Origin of the sequence: Acinetobacter corruptisaponis (assembly GCF_030053775.1) — a bacterium.
Taxonomy (GTDB): Bacteria; Pseudomonadota; Gammaproteobacteria; order Pseudomonadales; family Moraxellaceae; genus Acinetobacter; species Acinetobacter corruptisaponis.
Map to the genome: position 1 here is coordinate 2,987,485 of NZ_CP125669.1, position 18,353 is coordinate 3,005,837.

Sequence of the window (18,353 nt, forward strand, 5' to 3'; positions counted from 1 at the left end):
ATAAGCGCTGGTTTTGTGGATGTTTCTCATAATTTGAGAATTAATTATGGGAAATAACGTTTGGAGAAAAAGGATAGGGTATTATCAAAAAATGAGCATTTTGCTTTTGTTTTATGTGTAGATGCTATATGATACTGCACTCCTTACCTGCAGGTCGATTTGTAATAGTGCAAACGTGCCGAACAGGTGCCCAAAAGAGGTTACTATGGCTAAGTTAAAAACTCGCCGTGGTGCAGCTAAACGCTTTAAAGCGACTGCAAACGGTTTCAAGCGCAAACAAGCATTCAAGCGCCACATTTTGACCAAAAAATCTGCTAAGCGTATCCGTCAATTGCGCGGTTGTGTAATGGTTCACGTAAGTGACGTTGCATCAGTTCGTGCTATGTGCCCATACATCTAAGGAGATTATAAATGGCTCGTGTAAAACGTGGTGTACAGGCTCATCGCCGTCACAAAAAAATTCTTGCTCGCGCTAAAGGTTACTATGGTGCTCGTTCACGCGTTTATCGCGTAGCGTTCCAAGCGGTAATCAAAGCTGGTCAATATGCTTACCGTGACCGCCGTCAAAAGAAACGTCAATTCCGTGCTTTATGGATTGCGCGTATCAATGCTGGTGCTCGTCAAAACGGTTTGTCATACAGCCGTATGATCGATGGCTTGAAAAAAGCTCAAGTGATCATCGACCGTCGCGTATTAGCTGACATCGCTATGCATGATGCGGTTGCATTTGCTGCTTTGGCTGAAAAAGCTAAAGGTGCATTAGCTGCATAAGCTTAGAGATTCAAGGAAGGCCGCTTTTTAGCGGTCTTTTTTATTTTTAGATGATTAAATTTAAAGAATAAACAGAGATTAAATATAAATAGAGCTTACACAACCCTAACACGTTTGATTGGACATTTACCCTTGAATCTTTTTACAGTAAAAGAAAACAAGATAGGGGTAAAGATATGCTAGTGAGTGTAGAGGGATTGCAGCAAGGTGCATTTGAAACAGAACTGACCATTTTGCCAAGAAAGGGTGAAACCATTCGAATTTTTTATGGGCCAGACGCTGAAGTTGAGGGTGAAATTGAAAATGTACATCACATTGTCAATCAGCATGATGGCGGACATAAGGTGATTATAAAAATTAAACCAACTTTTTGATCAATAAAAGAAAAACCAGATTGCGTGTAGGCAGGTTGTTTTATTGCTTATAGTTACAGCCCAAAATAGTAAGCACAGATACAGATAATCACCGTGAGAATAATCAACTTAATCACACCAGATGTTCCAACCTTATGCTGGTGAGCCTGATTAAAATGCTGTGATGTTTCCATGGTTCTGTCGATAATTTCAGGTTTAGGAGTGAGCTGTGCAGTTTGATAGTGGTTGGCTGTCTTAACAATCAGCTTGGCAAATAGGTCATCGGTTTTCTGGGCAAAGTTGCGTAAATTGATCTGCTCCTCAGGGTCAATCAGCTCACCTGAATCATGATAGGGGTGGCGTCTTTTTTCTTCCAGGTAGTTGGCTAGGGCCTGGGTGCGATGTAATAAACGGTGGGCGCAATCTGCTGGATAATCCGTTGGAATCAATGCAAGCTGCTGGCTTGAAAGATGGGTGGGATCAACCTTATAGCCATAAAATGGAAAGTCTTGTTGTGCTGGTTCAGGAAAATGCTGGGCATATTTGCTGTCAAAAAGCTCACGTTCCAGAAAAACCACTACATCGTTCCAATTCACATTTTGTAAATCAGCATTTATTTTTTTGACAAGTTTGTCATTCAGTTCATACCTCCAAAAAGTTTCCTGGCCCAGTGTGATTTTCTGTGAAACAGGCACTTCAAACTCATTGTCACTGTTATACCATTCAGCCAGTTCCTGCCCGCAAATCCATGCAGTTTTTTTATTGGCCTGATGGCTGACCATAAAATGTGCAAAGGGAAGTAGCTCAACATTGGGGTTTGGGTTTTGCTCTTCATTCAATAAAGTGGATAAGTGTAGACTGAGTTTGGTAACGCCCTGTTTTTTCAGCCCCTCCAGCCAAATCTGGAAGTGTTGTGCCAGTAAATGTTGTGATAACAGGTCGCGGAAAGTCAAACATTGGTGATCAAAAATAGGATGTTCAACCCAACGGCTAAAATTGAGATTTCCTGCAAGAAATTCATTGCCATAGCTCACCAAGGTAAGCTGTTGTTTCCAGATTTGATCAAGCGCCATCGTTATTCTTTCTCATTGACGATATCGGTATCTTATACATTTTATTAAAATATTGATCGTTTTTTTACGAAAATTTGCTGACTTGATTATCTCATCTTGATATTCGGTAGTGATAGGACCACCAAAAAAGCACCCTATTTAAACAGCCGTTTAACTTCAAAAAACAGGTAAAAAGCTGATAAACTATAGCGTTTTATTATATTTCTATAATTTGTTGCTTTGAGAGTTACTATGTCACTGGAAGCCCTGACCACTGAAGCGCTTGCTGCCATTGCAGCGGCTCAAGACCTTGCTGCACTCGACCAGGTTCGTGTGCAATTTACAGGGAAAAAAAGCCAGCTTGCAGAGCAATCGAAAGCGCTTGGAAAAATGGATCCTGAAGAGCGCAAAGTACAAGGTGCCGCGATTCATGCGGTTCGTGAAGCAATCAATGCCGCTTTGACTGAGCGCCAAACAACCTTGCAGCAGGCTGAGCTTGCACAAAAGCTTGCCAGTGAAACGATTGATATCACCTTGCCTGGTCGCGGTCAACGCATGGGAAGTATCCATCCAGTCACCCAGGTGCAGGAGCGTATTTGCCAGTTCTTTACCAAGGCGGGTTTCCAGATCGCTTATGGTCCTGAAGTTGAAGATGACTATCACAACTTTGAAGCCTTGAATATTCCAGGCCATCACCCAGCACGTGCCATGCATGACACGTTCTATTTTGACGCAACACATTTACTGCGTACCCATACTTCTGGTGTGCAGATTCGTACCATGGAAACCAGTCAGCCACCGATTCGTATCGTGTGTCCAGGCCGTGTTTACCGTTGTGACTCAGATCAAACCCACTCACCGATGTTCCATCAGATTGAGGGGTTATACGTTGCTGAAAATACCAGTTTTGCTGAGTTAAAAGGTTTGCTGATTAACTTACTCAATGAATTTTTTGAAAAAGACCTGAAAGTTCGTTTCCGTCCATCTTACTTCCCATTCACTGAACCAAGTGCAGAAGTGGATATCATGGATGAACGTGGTCGCTGGTTGGAAGTTTTGGGCTGTGGCATGGTGCATCCAAATGTACTACGTGCCGCAGGGATTGATCCTGATCAATACAAGGGCTTTGCTTTTGGTTTAGGGGTGGAACGTTTTGCGATGTTACGTTATGGCATCAATGACTTGCGTATGTTCTACCAGAATGATGTGCGTTTCCTACGCCAGTTTGCCTGAAATCCAAAGATTAATATTGTAGGGGCGAACTGTGTTCGCCCTAAAAAATCCCGCAAAGGATAAATATAGATGAAAATTAGTGAAAATTGGTTACGCACCTGGGTCAATCCAGCTATTGATAGTGAAACACTTTCTGATCAATTGACCATGTTAGGTCTGGAAGTTGATGAGCTTGCGCCCGTGGCAAAACCATTTACAGGTGTGGTTGTTGGTGAAGTTCTCACGGTAGAACAGCATCCAGATGCAGACCGTTTACGTGTGACAACAGTTAACATTGGTTCAGGTGAACCATTGCAGATTGTTTGTGGTGCGCCAAATGTCCGCGCAGGCATGAAAGCACCCGTAGCCACCATTGGTGCGGTATTGCCAGGCGATTTTAAAATCAAGAAAGGCAAACTTCGTGGTGTTGAATCACAGGGCATGTTGTGTGGTGCTTCGGAAATTGATCTGGAAGACAAGATTGAGGGCTTACTGGAACTTCCTGCGGATGCACCAGTTGGAGTAAATATCCGTGAGTATCTCAAACTTGATGACAATGTGATTGATATCAGCATCACGCCTAACCGTGGCGACTGTTTCAGTATTCGTGGGATTGCCCGTGAAATTGCAGTGATCAATCAGTTGAACGTCAATGAACCTCATATTCAGGCGATTACTGCTACCATCACCGATGAAAAAGCTGTCTCCATCACCACTGAGGGGGCACCTCGCTATTTAGGACGTATCATTAAAAACGTCAATGTCAAAGCGGCGACTCCTGAATGGATGGAGCAGGCACTGGCACGTTCAGGTATCCGTACCCATAGTATTTTGGTTGATATCACTAACTATGTATTGCTTGAGTTAGGCCAGCCAATGCATGCCTTTGACCTGGCAAAAATCGAGGGTTCGATTCAGGTTCGACAGGCACAGCCTCAAGAAAAATTGAGGTTGCTGAATGATCAGGAGGTTGAACTGCAAGAAGACATCATCGTGATTGCAGATGAGCAAAAAGCATTGGCAATTGCAGGCATCATGGGTGGCCTGGATTCATCAGTGACCGATGATACTCAGGATATTTTCCTTGAAAGTGCATTCTTTGCGCCTTTAGCCATTGCAGGTCGCGCTCGTCGCTTTGGTTTACATACCGATTCATCACAGCGTTATGAGCGTGGTGTCGATTTTGAACTGCCAATGATTGCCATGCACCGTGCTTCTGAATTGATTCAAGCCTTTGCTGGTGGTGAGTTTGGCCCAATTACGGTGGCTGAACAAACGAGCTTATTGCCAAAACGTGAAGCGATTGTATTGAAACAGGCACAGGTTGATCAGTTGCTTGGATATCAAGTGGCGGGTGATTTTATTGCCGATGCATTAACACGCCTTGGTTGTGTTGTTACAGCAATCGATGAAAGCGAGTGGAGTGTTATTCCACCTTCACACCGTTATGATATGGCAATCTATCAGGACCTGATTGAAGAAGTTGCACGTATCCACGGCTATGACAACATTCAGATCAGCTTGCCAAAAATTGATGTGAAACTAGAGAAATATCAAGACCGTTTTGAAATTGCTCAACTGCGCCAGACCATTGCAACTTTGGGCTATCAGGAGGCGATTAGCTTTAGCTTTGCCGATGCGAAGCTTGAAAAGCAACTCAACCCAAATGTACAGCCATTGATGCTTGCCAATCCGATTTCCAGTGATTTGGCTGCAATGCGTAGTACCTTATTATCCAGCTTGATTCCTTGTGTCCAGTACAACCTAAACCGTCAGCAGCAGCGTGTCCGTTTCTTTGAGTTGGGTTTGCGTTTTGATTATCAGGATGCACAAAGTATTCATGATTTAAAACAGATCCCGACCTTGGCAATGATTGCCGTGGGTTCACGTACGCCAGAATCCTGGCATGCAAAGCCACAGGCAATGGATTTCTTCGATTTCAAGGGGGAGGTGGAAGAAATTCTGGCTGCTGGACGTGTGCAGGCTGAGTTTTTCCGTACTGAACGTGCATGGTTACATCCAGGCCAGTCTGCTGAAATTGTGGTGAATGGACAGTCAATTGGTTATTTAGGCCGTTTGCATCCCTCACTGGAAAATGAGCTTGATTTAAGCACAACATGGGTGGCGGAACTGGATCAGCAGGCTGTTTTGCAATCTTATGTATCTAATTTTACAGAATTATCACGTTTTCCATCGGTTAGACGTGATATTGCGCTTTTAATCTCTGATAATATTGAGGTAAGAGATATTCAGCGGTTAATTGAGCAAACGGGTGGTGAGTTACTCGACTCAACATGGTTGTTCGATGTGTATACGGGGCAGGGTGTTGAGCAAGGCAAGCGTTCTTTGGCTTTTGCATTGTTATGGCAACATCCTGCACGTACGCTTGAAGATGCTGAAATCAAATCAGGTATGGATAATATTATTCAAGTGTTGGAAAACACTTACCAAGCGACATTGAGGGCCTCATGACAGCATTAACAAAAGCAGAGATGGCGGACCATTTAAGTGAGCTTACGAGTTTAAATCGCCGTGAAGCAAAACAGATGGTCGAGTTATTTTTTGACGAAATCAGCCAGGCATTGATTGCGGGTGAGCAAGTCAAACTTTCAGGGTTCGGTAATTTTGAGTTGCGTGACAAGCGCGAACGTCCTGGACGTAATCCAAAAACGGGTGAGGAAATTCCGATTTCTGCCCGTCGAGTGGTCACGTTTAGGGCGGGCCAGAAATTTAGACAACGTGTTGGAAATGAGCAGATCGATTGATCTGCTTTTTTATGTTCTTATTTTTAATTTTTTGAACTTGATCGAAAATCAGGCATAAAAAAAGAGAACCAAAGGGTTCTCTTTTTTGAATAATCTAAAACTAGATTATTGTGCAGCAGAAGCTTCAACTGGAGCAGCTTCAGTAGCAGCAACGTCAGAAGCAGCAGCTTCAGTCGCTTCAGAAGCAGCAGCATCAGCAGCAACAGTTGCATCAGCAGCAGCGTCAGTCGCTTCAGAAGCAGCTTCAGTTGCTTCAGTAGCAGCTTCTACAGCTTCAGAAGCAGCAGCAGTAGCGTCAGTAGCTGGAGCTTCTTCTTTCTTAGAGCAACCAACGAAAGCTAAAGTAGTGGCAATAGCAGCAGCAACAGCAAATTTCTTGAATAACATGGCATCACTCTCATAAAATTGTGAGATTAAAAAAAACCTGGGTTAGTCTGTATGTGCTTTTATTATTCCTAAACGCTTTAGGTAACAACGCAGGGAGCAGTCTAACTGGTCTGCTGCTATCCTATCAAAGCAAATCATGAATTACTACAGCCCTGTCCAACAAAACGACAAAAAATGACAAAAATTGGCTAATTTTTGATAGAAAATAACTATGGAAAAGTAAGTTTAAATCGGATGTTTGTTGTTTTAGGTCTTTAAATTTTACTCATTGTTTTAAAAAACAATAACTTAATTTTTATGTGAGATTTTTAAATAATGTGTAAATAATATGTAACGGTGTCAACCGAATTAAAAAAGCCACCATAAAAGGTGGCTTTTTTAATGAAGTGCCGCGATTAGTTTGCCGCTTTACGCTTCATCTGGTCGAAGAAATCATCATTAGTCTTGGTCTCTTTCATGCGATCCAATAAGAATTCCATCGCCGCAAGCTCATCCATAGGATGGAGTAGTTTGCGCAGAATCCAGACCTTGCGTAGATTGTCTTCATCCATGAGGCGTTCTTCACGACGGGTGCCTGATTTCTTGATGTTCATGGCAGGGAACACGCGTTTCTCGGCAATACGGCGATCCAGTGTAATTTCCTGGTTGCCTGTACCCTTAAACTCTTCATAGATGACATCATCCATCTTACTGCCTGTTTCAATCAGGGCAGTTGAGATGATGGTCAATGAGCCACCTTCTTCAATATTACGTGCGGCACCAAAGAAACGTTTCGGACGTTCAAGGGCATGGGCATCCACACCACCTGTAAGTACCTTGCCTGATGATGGAATCACGGTGTTGTAGGCGCGTGCAAGACGGGTAATGGAGTCAAGCAGGATCACAACATCTTTCTTGTGCTCAACCAGACGTTTGGCTTTCTCAATCACCATTTCAGCAACCTGAACGTGACGGGCAGGTGCTTCATCAAAGGTTGATGCCACCACCTCACCACGAACAGTACGTTCCATCTCCGTAACTTCTTCAGGACGTTCGTCAATTAAAAGTACAATCAAGAATACTTCAGGGTTATTGCGTACAATCGACTGGGCGATATTTTGCAACAACATGGTTTTACCCGCTTTCGGTGGTGCAACAATAATTGAACGCTGGCCTTTACCAATCGGTGCAACCAGATCAACCACACGTGCGGTTAGATCTTCAGTTGTACCATTCCCAAGCTCCATCACCAGCTGTTCAGTTGGGAACAATGGCGTCAGGTTTTCAAATAAAATTTTATTACGTGAGTTTTCAGGCGTGTCATAGTTAATTTGATTCACCTTTAACAGGGCAAAATAACGCTCGCCTTCTTTTGGTGGACGAATTGTACCTGTAATGGTGTCACCTGTGCGCAGGTTGAAACGGCGAATCTGGGATGGGCTGACATAAATGTCATCTGGTCCTGCCAAATATGAACCAGCAGCCGATCGTAGGAAACCAAAACCATCAGAGAGAATTTCGAGAACACCATCACCAAAGATTTCTTCGCCATTCATGGCATGGCGCTTTAAAATGGCAAAAATAATATCTTGTTTACGGTTACGTGCCATGCCTTCAAGGCCCATAAACTCCGCAATCTTAATGAGTTCGCCAATGGGTTTTTTCTTGAGTTCAGTTAAGTTCATAAGTGGTCAGACAGAATGGAATAAGTGGAGGATAATGTTGGGAAAAGAATAAAAAATCGACCGCATACATAGATGCTGATGTAATTGTAGGTACACAACCACGATTCAGTAGCTTGGTTCATTGTTTCAGAGAGAAATGTGAAAACAATTGTTTATTGCCGAGCGGCGATCTTATGTTTTGTGTTTTGTAAGAAGCGTAATGAAGTAGATTCCATTCAGGGCTTCTTGATCCAGTAATATAGGGGAAATCGGGGAATTTGTCAATTTTTACGAAGAAATACACTATCTGTAATAGTATATTTCTTCCGATTGACAGCTACATTCAGCAATTAGATGTTCTGGTCAATAAATGCTGCAAGTTTTGAACGCGGCGCTGCGCCAACCTGTTGTGCCACAACTTCACCATTTTTAAACATCAATAATGCTGGAATGTTACGGATGTTATATTTCACGGCAGTGTCTTCACATGCAGTCACGTCAACCTTAACGATTTTCACCTTGCCTGCATATTCGTTTGACAAGTCTTCAAGTACAGGTGCAATCGCTTTACAAGGCGCACACCAGCCAGCCCAGAAGTCAACAAGTACAGGAGTTTCAGCATCTAAAACATCTGCTTGGAAGTTTTCATCAGTTGTATTAACAATAGTCGCAGACATGAGGTTGCTCCAAATTTAAGGAATAAAGTGCGAATTTGATCATCATCACGATGAATATTACATTGCTACTTTACTCAATGTAAGGGTTTGTTCTGATTATTCAAGTTTGAAAATAAAAAGTCTAATGGATGCTCACGATGTTGACCATCGACTTATACAATCATTTACTTGATAAAAGCAAAAATACGCGAGTTTTATTGCTGAAAATGACTTTAAAATTATTGGCGTGTGAATTACTCTAATGCCTGAATGGTGTATGGGTTTATATAAATAATGTCTGATTTTCTGATTGATGAAGAATTACTTGCCGCGATTGACATGGGTTCAAATAGTTTCCATTTGGCAATCGCTCGTGTTGATCACGGTGAAGTTAAGAAAGTTGCTTCAATGTCAGAAAAAGTACAGTTGGCAGCGGGGCTGGACGAAAACAAGAATTTAACCGAGGCTGCACAACAGCGGGGATTGGCCTGTTTGGCACGTTTTGTGGGTCGTTTAAGTTCTGTGCCACCCAACCGTTTAAGAATTGTGGCGACCAATGCACTGAGACAGGCAAAAAATGGCCATGAGTTTATCCAGAAAGCTGCTGAAATCCTGCCAAAACCAATTGAAATCATTGCAGGCCGTGAAGAGGCCCGCCTGATTTATCTGGGTGTTTCACACACCATGGCCAATGGCGGACGACGTTTGGTGGTCGATATTGGTGGTGGTTCAACCGAATTTATTATTGGTGAAGAGTTTGAACCAATTCAAACTGAGTCGTTGCAAATGGGTTGTGTTGCATATACCAAGGCTTATTTTGCAGAGGGTGAGATTTCAAATAAAGCGTTTGATAAAGCGGTCGTTGCTGCACGTAAGGAAATGTCTGCGATTGCCAATACTTATAAATCTGTCGGTTGGGACACGGTGGTCGGTTCGAGTGGAACCATCAAGGCATGCCGTCAGATTGCAGTCAATTTAGGACTGAGTGATGAACAGGAAAACCTGACGCATGAAGGGCTGTCTAAGCTAAAGGATCGCCTGCTTAAATTTAAGCATGTTTCAGAAATTGATTTTGAAGGACTGCGTGAAGACCGCCGAGCAGTTTTGCCAGCAGGTATGGCAATTTTGTATGCAATTTTTGACGTTTTGAATATTGATAAGTTGGCATATTCCGATGGTGCATTGCGTGAGGGCGTGATGTATGACCTGCTGGGCCGTTTCAAGCATGAAGACATTCGTGACCGAAGTGTACAGGCGTTGATGGGCCGCTATAACGCCGATCCAAAGCAAGCTGAACGTGTGGTGAATACTGCCCAGCAATTGTTTGATGGTGTGGCTGGAGCGTTGCATTTAACCACAGAAGACAGTGACTTACTGCGTCGTGCCGCCTATTTGCATGAAATTGGTTTGGCGATTAGCCATGGTGGCTATCATCGTCATGGCGCTTATTTGTTGCAGCATTCAGATATTCCAGGCTTCTCACAGATTGACCAAAACCATCTTTCACATCTGGTTTCGCACCATCGGCGTAAGCTGCGTGCCGATGCCAAGAATGATGTTTTAAAGGTGGGCGGCAGTCATTTACTCTATCTTTGCCTGTTGCTTCGCCTCGCAGTTTTGCTGAACCATAGTCGCAGTGATCAGATGCTTCCTGCCATTGAACTGAGTGTGGTAAATGATCAACAATGGCAACTCAGCGTTTCTGGCGATGCTAAACAATGGCCTTTACTGGTTGCAGACCTGCATGATGAGCAGGTGCAATTCAAGCATTGGGACATTGAGTTAAATATTCAGTCAGACAAATTTATTGATTAACCATATTGTTATGGATCATTTTTGACTTATGAAAAATAAAGCGACTCAGTCCAAGGCGTGGGCTACGGTTCAAATTGCACGACATCCTGAGCGTCCGCAATTTCTCGATTATGTCAGTGAAATCTTTACTGAGTTTGATGCACTGCATGGCGACCGTTTATTCGGTGACGATGGTGCCATGATTGGTGGTCTGGCACGTTTTGACGGACAGCCTGTCATGGTGGTGGGGCAGCATCGTGGTCGTGGCACCCGTGAAAAGCTACAGCACAACTTTGGGATGTGTAACCCTGAAGGCTATCGTAAATCACAGCGTTTACTGGACATGGCTGAGCGTTTTAACCTACCTGTGTTTACCTTTGTCGATACCATGGGTGCCTATCCAGGGGTGGGTGCGGAAGAACGCGGTCAGGCGGAGGCAATCGCCACCAGTTTGGCACAACTTTCCAGCTTGAAAGTGCCTGTGATTGCCACTGTGCTTGGTGAAGGCGGTTCTGGTGGTGCGCTGGGTATTGGTGTGGCGGATCGCGTGATTATGCTGTCACACAGTATTTACTCGGTGATCTCACCTGAAGGCTGTGCCTCCATTCTATGGAAAACAGCAGACAAGGCCGCTCAGGCGAGTGAGGCACTGGCCTTGACGGCAGACAAGCTCAAGGCTCTGGGTATTGTTGAATATGTTGTGGATGAGGGCGAAGGGGCGCATTTGCAGCCTGAAAAAGTCATGCATGACTTAAAAGATGTGTTAAAACAAGCCCTGGATGAACTGCAACCGATGGATGCTCAAGCAAGATGCGACGCACGTTATCAACGTTTAATGAAGTTTGGCAGCAGCAATTTAGGCATCGCGTCTTAGCACAAACACAGCATTTTCCTGAACAAACCCAGTTCCTGATTGGGTGTAGCGGCGGCATGGATTCCATGCTGTTGTTGCATCTGATGTCTGAAATTTTTCCTGCCCAGATCCGTGCAATTTACATTGATCATCAATTACAGCAGATAAGTGCGGAATGGGGAGCACTGGTACAAAAACAAGCTGAAGTGCTGAAAATTCCCTGTGTCATTCAAAAGGTGCAGGTTGCAACAGGCAATCTGGAACAGCAAGCGCGGCAGGCGCGTTATCAGGCCTATCAACAGCATTTACAAGCCAACGAAATTCTTGTTTTAGCACACCATCAGCAAGATCAGGCTGAAACGTTATTATTGCGCTTATTCTCAGGCACGGGAGTCAATGGACTGGCTGCCATGCAGCAAATTGATGTGCGTCAAGACCTCACGATTTGGCGGCCATTTCTGGCTCTGAGTCGAGAACAGATTGAGCAGTGGGCACAGCAACTTGGTTTTGACTATGTGACTGATCCAACCAATCATGACACGCATTATGATAGGGCATGGTGTCGTGAGGAACTATGGCCTGTCTTGCAAAAGCGTTTCCCTAAAATGCAAGCTGCTGTGGCACGCACTAGTTATCTGATGCAGGATGCTGCCGAAATACTGAATGATGTGTTCCAGGAAGATTGGCAACACTGCGCCACGGATAATGAACTAGACCTCATTGCACTTTCTCAACTGTCAGCAGCTCGGCAACGCCAATTGCTTTCTGCATGGATAAAAGCTAAAGACCAGTATCGTCCAAGTTACGATATGGTACAGCGTCTACAGCAAGAGGTAATTCTGGCGAAACCTGATGCACAGGCGACTTTACATATCAACCAGCATTATTATGTTCGCTATCAGAAAAAATTGTATCGTTTAACATATGATGCATTATATGCGGAAAAGCAATCACCCATTGCAAATGTGTCGTCACAGCATTATGAAATAGGTCAATTTGTACAGGTTGCAGCGGGAAAATTCAGGATTGAATCGCAGACGATTGGGCTTGCTCCAAAACTGCTGGGTCGAGAGTTGCACTTAATCAAGCGGCAGGGGGGCGAGAAAATCCATCTTTATGGGCGGGTTGGACATTGGCCACTGAAAAAAGCCATTCAGGAAGCACAGATTTTGCCTTGGTTACGTCATACAATTCAAATATTAGTCGTGGATAATGTTATGCTTGGGGTTTTTAGCCCAAAAGGTTTTTGGTTGGCACAATCTGACTATGTAGAGCATGGCGGTTGGCAACCAGGTTTAATTTCTGACTGTGATGATTTTTCTCAGCAGTCTTTTTTACATGACGAGTAGGATATGGCGACAGCATTGAATCAAAATATTTGTTTTATTGGTGGTGGCAACATGGCGCAAGCCTTGATTGGTGGGCTGCTTTCCCGCGGTTTACCAACAACACGCATTACGGTTTCCGACCCCGTAGAACAGATTCGTCATGTATTGGAAGAAAAGGGCATTCAGACCACCACCGACAATGCTGAAGCCATTAAAAATGCGGATGTCGTTGTATTGGCGGTGAAGCCACAGGTATTGGCAACGGTATTACAGCCATTAAAGGGATTGCTGTCGGATAAACTGGTGATTTCAATTATTGCGGGTGCTGAGATTCAAACCATTTCAGACCTCATTGGTGGAAGCCAGCGTATTGTCCGCGTGATGCCAAATACACCTGCATTGGTGCAGACAGGGGCGCATGGCATTTATGCACCTGAAGCGGTGGGTGTGCAGGATCGTGAACTGAGCAGCCAAATTCTTGCAGCGACAGGTCTCACCATTTGGGTGGATAATGAAGCGCAAATTGATGCGGTAACCGCCGTATCTGGTTCTGGTCCTGCGTACTTTTTCTATTTGATGGAAAGCATGATCCGTGCAGGCAAGAATCTCGGTCTGGATGAGAAAGTGGCGACAGCATTGACGTTACAAACGGCACTGGGTGCCGCACAAATGGCGATCACCAGCTCAAACTCTCCAGCAGAATTACGCAAAAACGTGACCTCTCCAAATGGCACAACCCAGGCGGCTTTGGAAGTGTTTGACCGTGCGCAGATTTCACAAAATATTCAGGCAGCGCTTGCAGCAGCTCAGAAGCGTAGCCAAGAGCTCGCACAAGAGCTGAGTGACAAGACTAAATCGGTTTAAGTAGGATAAGACAATTATGGGTGCAAGTTCTGCGCTAATTTTTGGTGTTTTGATCAATGTTGCAATTTTATTGGTCTTTTTCCGTTTTTTAATGCAATTGGCGGCAGTCAGTCCATACAATCCTGTGGTGCTTTCAACTGTGAAAGCCACCAAGATTGTGGATATTTTTAGCCGTATTTTTCCAACGGTGGGCAAGGGTCGTGTCAATTTGGCTGCGGTTGCCTTGTTGGTGGTGCTGTATTTACTGAAGATCTTTGGCCTGATGTATTTGTCTGGGCAGATGCCGCATAGTGCCGTGTATCTGGTGATCACGACTTTTGTGACTATGATTCAGGACCTGATCCGTTTCTGCCGCTATCTGATTTTTGCAACCATCATTTTAAGCTGGGTGGTGATGTTTACGCAGACACGTTCACCTTATATTGAAGTGATTCAGGAGCTTGCTGAGCCATTGCTTGCACCTTTCCGCCGTTTGTTGCCAAATATGGGGATGATTGACCTGTCACCAATTTTGGCTTTTCTGGCACTTTATATTGCTGAAATCCTGATGAATGAAGCGGCTAAAGTACTTTTAACAGGTCTTTAAGCAAACTGGATTCAATAAAAAATGGGCGAGATGCCCATTTTTTATTTCCTGATGAAACGTTGTCGTATTTTTTGATTCAGTGGATTGGAAAAGTAACGGGCAATGACTGCACCTAGTCCAATCGCAAGTACAAGATAAATCAATAAAAGTACAAGTTTAATATCGCCTTGAGTCAATGCAGGCGTATAAAAAAGCTTAAAAAAGCCCAGGATAATCAAGTGGAATAGGTAAATTTCATAGCTATTTTTGCCGATATTTTGTAGGAATTTAAAGTGGTCAACCTGAACATTGGCTTGTTCGTTTGCAACATTCGCCAGAATCACAATTGCAGTTCCCAAGGCAAATAGGCTAATTCCCCAAACACAGCTTTCCTTAATCGGCGCAGAAAAATAGATCAGCAGCATCGTACCGATCGCAGCAAATTTAAGGAACGACCATGTGTTTTGATGGAGTTTAAGCTGTGGTGCAATCGATGCCGCAAGGCAGCCAAAAGCAATTCCATCAAAACTGGAAAAATAGTGATACAGGTAGGCACCACTTTCCTCACCATAATGTAAATACCTAAAATAAGGACAAAACAGAATCAGAGTGATACAGGCAATCAAAAAGAGAGATTGTCTTTTGAGGAAGAGGGCTGCTAATGGAAAAAGTAAGTAAAACACTTCTTCAACGGATAACGACCACAACACGCCCAGCACATAGTTGACCCAGCCATTTTCGATAATCAGGATATTCATCCAAAAGGTGAGAGCCGCCAAATTCACTGTTGACTGTGCCACCACAATGCCATTGGGTGCCTGGGTCATAAAGGGTTTGAGTTCAAATGCGCATAAAAGATTAACCAGACAGACCAGTAAAATCATAGTGGGCATGATTCGGGCAAATCGTGAGATGTAGAAATCCCGCATATTGATCTGGCTTAGGGTGCCCCAGCGTTTGATAGTATGTGAAGTAATCAGATAGCCTGAGATGACAAAAAACATCGTTACCCCATAGTTACCATTTCTGGCGATTAGGGTGGTGATGTCTTCACCAAAAATCTGGAAATTGATCGAGGTGTCAAACAGTTTGTAAGGGATGTTAAAATGATGCAGCAAGACCAGAAAAATTGAAATAAAGCGTAAAGAATCAATGGAATGATAACGGTTAAATTGAACCTGATTAAACGACATATTGCATTCCTTTCTCCTGTTATGGTTAGTTTTTATAATGGATCGTTTATTGTAATCTCCCTTGCAGCATTAAAAGTATGCTTGTCTGCAAGGGAAAATTTATTGAAGAATGATTACATATTAATGGGCGGCATCCCAGTTCAGTCCCTGTCCGACCTCAACCACCAATGGAACTGAAATCTGAACGACAGACTGCATGACATCCGCAATTTGCTTGGATAATTCCGCAGCAATCGCTTCATCCGCTTCAAATACAAGTTCGTCGTGTACCTGCAATAAAAGCTTGGCCTGATCTTTTGGCAGGATTTTATCAACCTCAATCATGGCAATCTTGATGATATCTGCCGCGCTTCCCTGTAATGGCGCGTTAATCGCAGCGCGTTCAGCCGCCTTGCGCACCATCATGTTTCGCGCATCAATATCTGGTGTATATAAACGGCGCCCCAATATCGTTTCAACAAAACCCTGTTCCAGTGCAACCTGACGTGTACGCTGCATATATTCATAAATGCCAGGGTAGCGACGGAAGTATTGCTTGATATAGTTCTGCGATTCTTCACGGCTAAAGCCTAACTGACGAATCAAGCCAAATTCCGACATGCCATAAAGCAGACCGAAATTGACAGCCTTGGCTTGACGGCGCTGGTCATTGGTCACATCTTCGATAGCAATGCCCAGTACCTCAGCCGCGGTACGGCGGTGTACATCTTGTCCATGCTGGAACGCATGAACCAAGGCATCATCCTGGGAAAAGTGGGCCATCAGGCGCAGTTCAATTTGTGAATAGTCGGCTGCCAGCAGCACACGTCCCTCGGGCGCAATAAAGGCCTTGCGAATCTGACGTCCAATTTGAGTACGAATTGGAATGTTTTGCAGGTTTGGATCAGTAGATGACAGGCGACCCGTCGCGGTCAAGGCCTGATGATAGCTGGTATGCACACGATGTGTCGTATCATGTGACTGTTCAACCAGACGGTCAGTATAGGTGTTTTTAAGCTTTGCCAGCCCCCGGTGTTCCAGAATTACTTCGGCCAGTGGATGCTCAATTTTTTCCAATACACTTTCGCTGGTGCTGTATTGGCCTGTTGCTGTTTTCTTGCCACCCTTGATGCCCAGTTTGTCAAACAGCACTTCACCGACCTGTTTTGGTGAGGCGATATTAAATGTTTCACCTGCCAGTTCAGTGGCCTGATTTTCCAGTGTCTGCATGGTTTCTGAAAACTCAACACTGAGCTGGTCAAGGAAAGCATGATCCAGCTTGATTCCATCTTCTTCCATACCTGTAAGCACGCGTGCTACAGGCATTTCAATCTTATGCAGGATATTGACCAATTCTGGGGAACCTTGCAGTTTTGCCGACAGAACTTCATACAGTCGATAAGTGACATGGGCATCTTCAGCAGCGTAATGTGCTGCCACTTCCAGCTCAATCTGGTTAAAGGTTTTCTGTTTGACACCCTTGCCTGCGATTTGCTCAAAGGTGGTGGTGAGATGGCTCAGATAAACCCGTGCCACATCATCCATGCCATGACGGGTTGCCGCCGCATTCAGGACATAGGAAGCCAGCATGGTATCGAAATACCAGCCCTGAATGATGATGCTGTGATTGGCAAAGATGTGTGCATCATATTTTAAATGATGACCGATTTTCCTGATGTGTTCATTTTCAAGAATCGGTTTGATCTGGGCCAAAACAACTTCACGATTGAGTTGCTCAGGGGCATTTTCATAGTCATGTGCCAATGGAACATAATAGGCATCGTTTGCGTCAAAGGCGATGGAAAACCCGACCAGTTCTGCAACACGGTAGTCCAGACTGGTGGTTTCTGTATCAATGGCAAAGTGATCGGTCTGCTGCATCCGTTGTAACAGGCTGTCCCAGTCTTCCTGTTTCAGTACCGTATGATAGCTGGCTGCGCCAAGCTGGTCATCCTGACTGGAAAGACTGGCATGGTCTTCTGCAATACCATCCTGTGCCGCCGTGGGTTCAGTGGTTTGTGCAGCTTTCACAATACTCTGTGAAGTCTGTTGATAGGCAGAACTATTTGGATTGTTCGGATGATCTAAAGACTGTAATTGATTTCGGAACTCCAGTTCAGTGTAGAGGTCACGCAAATGCTCCACGTTTGGATTGCAGAGCTTGAGTTCATGCCAGTCCAGATTAAGTTCAAGGTCACAGACAATGCTGGCAAGCTGATGATCAATTTTGATATTGTCCAGATTGTCCTTGATATTTTGACTGATTTTACCCTTGAGCTGGTCTGCATTGGCAATGATATTGTTGAGTGACCCGTATTCATTCAGCAGTTTGGCAGCCGTTTTCGCACCAACGCCAGGAACGCCCATGATGCCATCAGAGGCATCGCCCATAAGGGTGAGGTAGTCAATGATCTGGTGCGGATGCACTCCAAATTTTTCAAACACGCCTGCTTCATCTAAAACACGTTCCTTGAAGCTGTCCTCAAGTTTGACATGCTCATTGACCAGTTGTGCCATGTCCTTATCGCCTGTTGAGATCAGCACATGATGGCCCTCAGCCAGCGCACGTTTGGTCAGTGTGCCAATAATGTCATCCGCTTCCGCACCTGGCAGGCTATACAGTGGAATACCCTGTGCCTTGATCAAGGCATGCAAATACGGAATCTGTTGTGACAGTTCCTCTGGCATACTTGGGCGGTCACCCTTGTAAATCGGTGATAATTTATGACGAAATGTTGGCTCTGGTGTGTCAAAGATCACCGCCATATGGGTGGGCTGGGTACGGCGCATCAACTTCTGGATGGCTGAAATGGCACCACGGATTGCATTGGTATGCAGGCCAGTCGATGTTGTGAGTGGGGGCAAGGCGTGAAAAGCACGAAATAGAAAATAAGACCCGTCAACCAGGACAAAAGGTGGCATTGCACAAATCCTTATT

General features: G+C 44.4%; 17 protein-coding genes. 11 read left to right on the forward strand and 6 right to left on the reverse strand.

The features are described 5' to 3' along the window. The first annotated feature begins 205 nt into the window (after positions 1 to 205). The 3 genes from rpmI (at position 206) to QLH32_RS14215 (ending at position 1,145) form a co-directional block, all read left to right on the forward strand. Complete coding sequence (gene rpmI, locus QLH32_RS14205; protein ID WP_004637967.1) at positions 206 to 400, forward strand: 50S ribosomal protein L35; 195 nt, start codon at positions 206 to 208, stop codon at positions 398 to 400. 11 nt (positions 401 to 411) lie between these two features. Then, positions 412 to 771: a 50S ribosomal protein L20 gene (gene rplT / locus QLH32_RS14210; RefSeq protein ID WP_004867327.1), complete on the forward strand. Its 360-nt coding sequence runs from the start codon at positions 412 to 414 to the stop codon at positions 769 to 771. A gap of 176 nt (positions 772 to 947) precedes the next feature. Next, a complete protein-coding gene (locus QLH32_RS14215) occupies positions 948 to 1,145 on the forward strand; it encodes a hypothetical protein (RefSeq protein WP_004761977.1) in 198 nt (65 codons plus the stop codon). A 53-nt stretch (positions 1,146 to 1,198) separates the two neighbouring features. On the opposite strand, the gene QLH32_RS14220 is transcribed toward QLH32_RS14215, so the two are convergent. Then, complete coding sequence (locus QLH32_RS14220) at positions 1,199 to 2,197, reverse strand: hypothetical protein (protein WP_283266726.1); 999 nt, start codon at positions 2,195 to 2,197, stop codon at positions 1,199 to 1,201. Between the two features lie 231 nt (positions 2,198 to 2,428). Here QLH32_RS14220 and pheS point away from each other — a divergent pair, with 231 nt between their 5' ends. From pheS to QLH32_RS14235, 3 genes are all read left to right on the forward strand, one after another. Next, positions 2,429 to 3,409 (forward strand): phenylalanine--tRNA ligase subunit alpha, encoded by a 981-nt coding sequence (gene pheS, locus QLH32_RS14225; RefSeq protein ID WP_283266727.1) that lies wholly within the window; start codon positions 2,429 to 2,431, stop codon positions 3,407 to 3,409. Positions 3,410 to 3,478: 69 nt separating this feature from the next. After that, positions 3,479 to 5,860, forward strand: coding sequence for a phenylalanine--tRNA ligase subunit beta (pheT, locus tag QLH32_RS14230; protein ID WP_283266729.1), 2,382 nt, complete (start codon positions 3,479 to 3,481; stop codon positions 5,858 to 5,860). Continuing rightward, on the forward strand, positions 5,857 to 6,153 hold the full coding sequence (locus QLH32_RS14235) for an integration host factor subunit alpha (protein ID WP_004664224.1): 297 nt from the start codon (positions 5,857 to 5,859) through the stop codon (positions 6,151 to 6,153). The genes pheT and QLH32_RS14235 overlap by 4 nt, the downstream gene beginning before the upstream one ends. A gap of 105 nt (positions 6,154 to 6,258) precedes the next feature. Here the strand turns inward: QLH32_RS14235 and QLH32_RS14240 are convergent, their stop codons facing one another. From QLH32_RS14240 to trxA, 3 genes are all read right to left on the reverse strand, one after another. Next, complete coding sequence (locus QLH32_RS14240) at positions 6,259 to 6,540, reverse strand: hypothetical protein (protein WP_279960044.1); 282 nt, start codon at positions 6,538 to 6,540, stop codon at positions 6,259 to 6,261. A 395-nt stretch (positions 6,541 to 6,935) separates the two neighbouring features. Next, positions 6,936 to 8,204 carry a transcription termination factor Rho gene (gene rho, locus QLH32_RS14245; protein ID WP_005085280.1) on the reverse strand — a complete coding sequence of 423 codons (1,269 nt, stop codon included), beginning with the start codon at positions 8,202 to 8,204 and terminating at the stop codon, positions 6,936 to 6,938. A gap of 329 nt (positions 8,205 to 8,533) precedes the next feature. After that, positions 8,534 to 8,860: a thioredoxin gene (gene trxA / locus QLH32_RS14250; RefSeq protein WP_004675702.1), complete on the reverse strand. Its 327-nt coding sequence runs from the start codon at positions 8,858 to 8,860 to the stop codon at positions 8,534 to 8,536. Between the two features lie 273 nt (positions 8,861 to 9,133). Between trxA and ppx the strand changes: the two genes are divergently transcribed. The 5 genes from ppx to QLH32_RS14275 are packed head-to-tail and all read left to right on the forward strand — an operon-like array spanning position 9,134 to position 14,264. Next, the gene (ppx, locus tag QLH32_RS14255) at positions 9,134 to 10,654 is read left to right on the forward strand and encodes an exopolyphosphatase (RefSeq protein ID WP_283266733.1); all 1,521 of its coding nucleotides are present in this window, start codon (positions 9,134 to 9,136) and stop codon (positions 10,652 to 10,654) included. A gap of 28 nt (positions 10,655 to 10,682) precedes the next feature. Then, a complete protein-coding gene (locus QLH32_RS14260; RefSeq protein ID WP_279960042.1) occupies positions 10,683 to 11,507 on the forward strand; it encodes an acetyl-CoA carboxylase carboxyltransferase subunit alpha in 825 nt (274 codons plus the stop codon). Beyond that, the gene (tilS, locus tag QLH32_RS14265; protein WP_283266735.1) at positions 11,444 to 12,835 is read left to right on the forward strand and encodes a tRNA lysidine(34) synthetase TilS; all 1,392 of its coding nucleotides are present in this window, start codon (positions 11,444 to 11,446) and stop codon (positions 12,833 to 12,835) included. The genes QLH32_RS14260 and tilS overlap by 64 nt, the downstream gene beginning before the upstream one ends. A gap of 3 nt (positions 12,836 to 12,838) precedes the next feature. After that, a complete protein-coding gene (gene proC, locus QLH32_RS14270) occupies positions 12,839 to 13,678 on the forward strand; it encodes a pyrroline-5-carboxylate reductase (RefSeq protein ID WP_279960039.1) in 840 nt (279 codons plus the stop codon). Between the two features lie 16 nt (positions 13,679 to 13,694). Then, entirely contained in the window at positions 13,695 to 14,264 is a 570-nt protein-coding gene (locus tag QLH32_RS14275; RefSeq protein ID WP_267981756.1) for a YggT family protein, read from the forward strand. A gap of 41 nt (positions 14,265 to 14,305) precedes the next feature. On the opposite strand, the gene QLH32_RS14280 is transcribed toward QLH32_RS14275, so the two are convergent. Next, positions 14,306 to 15,436 (reverse strand): acyltransferase family protein, encoded by a 1,131-nt coding sequence (locus tag QLH32_RS14280; RefSeq protein WP_283266736.1) that lies wholly within the window; start codon positions 15,434 to 15,436, stop codon positions 14,306 to 14,308. A gap of 120 nt (positions 15,437 to 15,556) precedes the next feature. Next, complete coding sequence (gene polA / locus QLH32_RS14285) at positions 15,557 to 18,337, reverse strand: DNA polymerase I (protein ID WP_283266737.1); 2,781 nt, start codon at positions 18,335 to 18,337, stop codon at positions 15,557 to 15,559. Positions 18,338 to 18,353 lie beyond the last annotated feature (16 nt).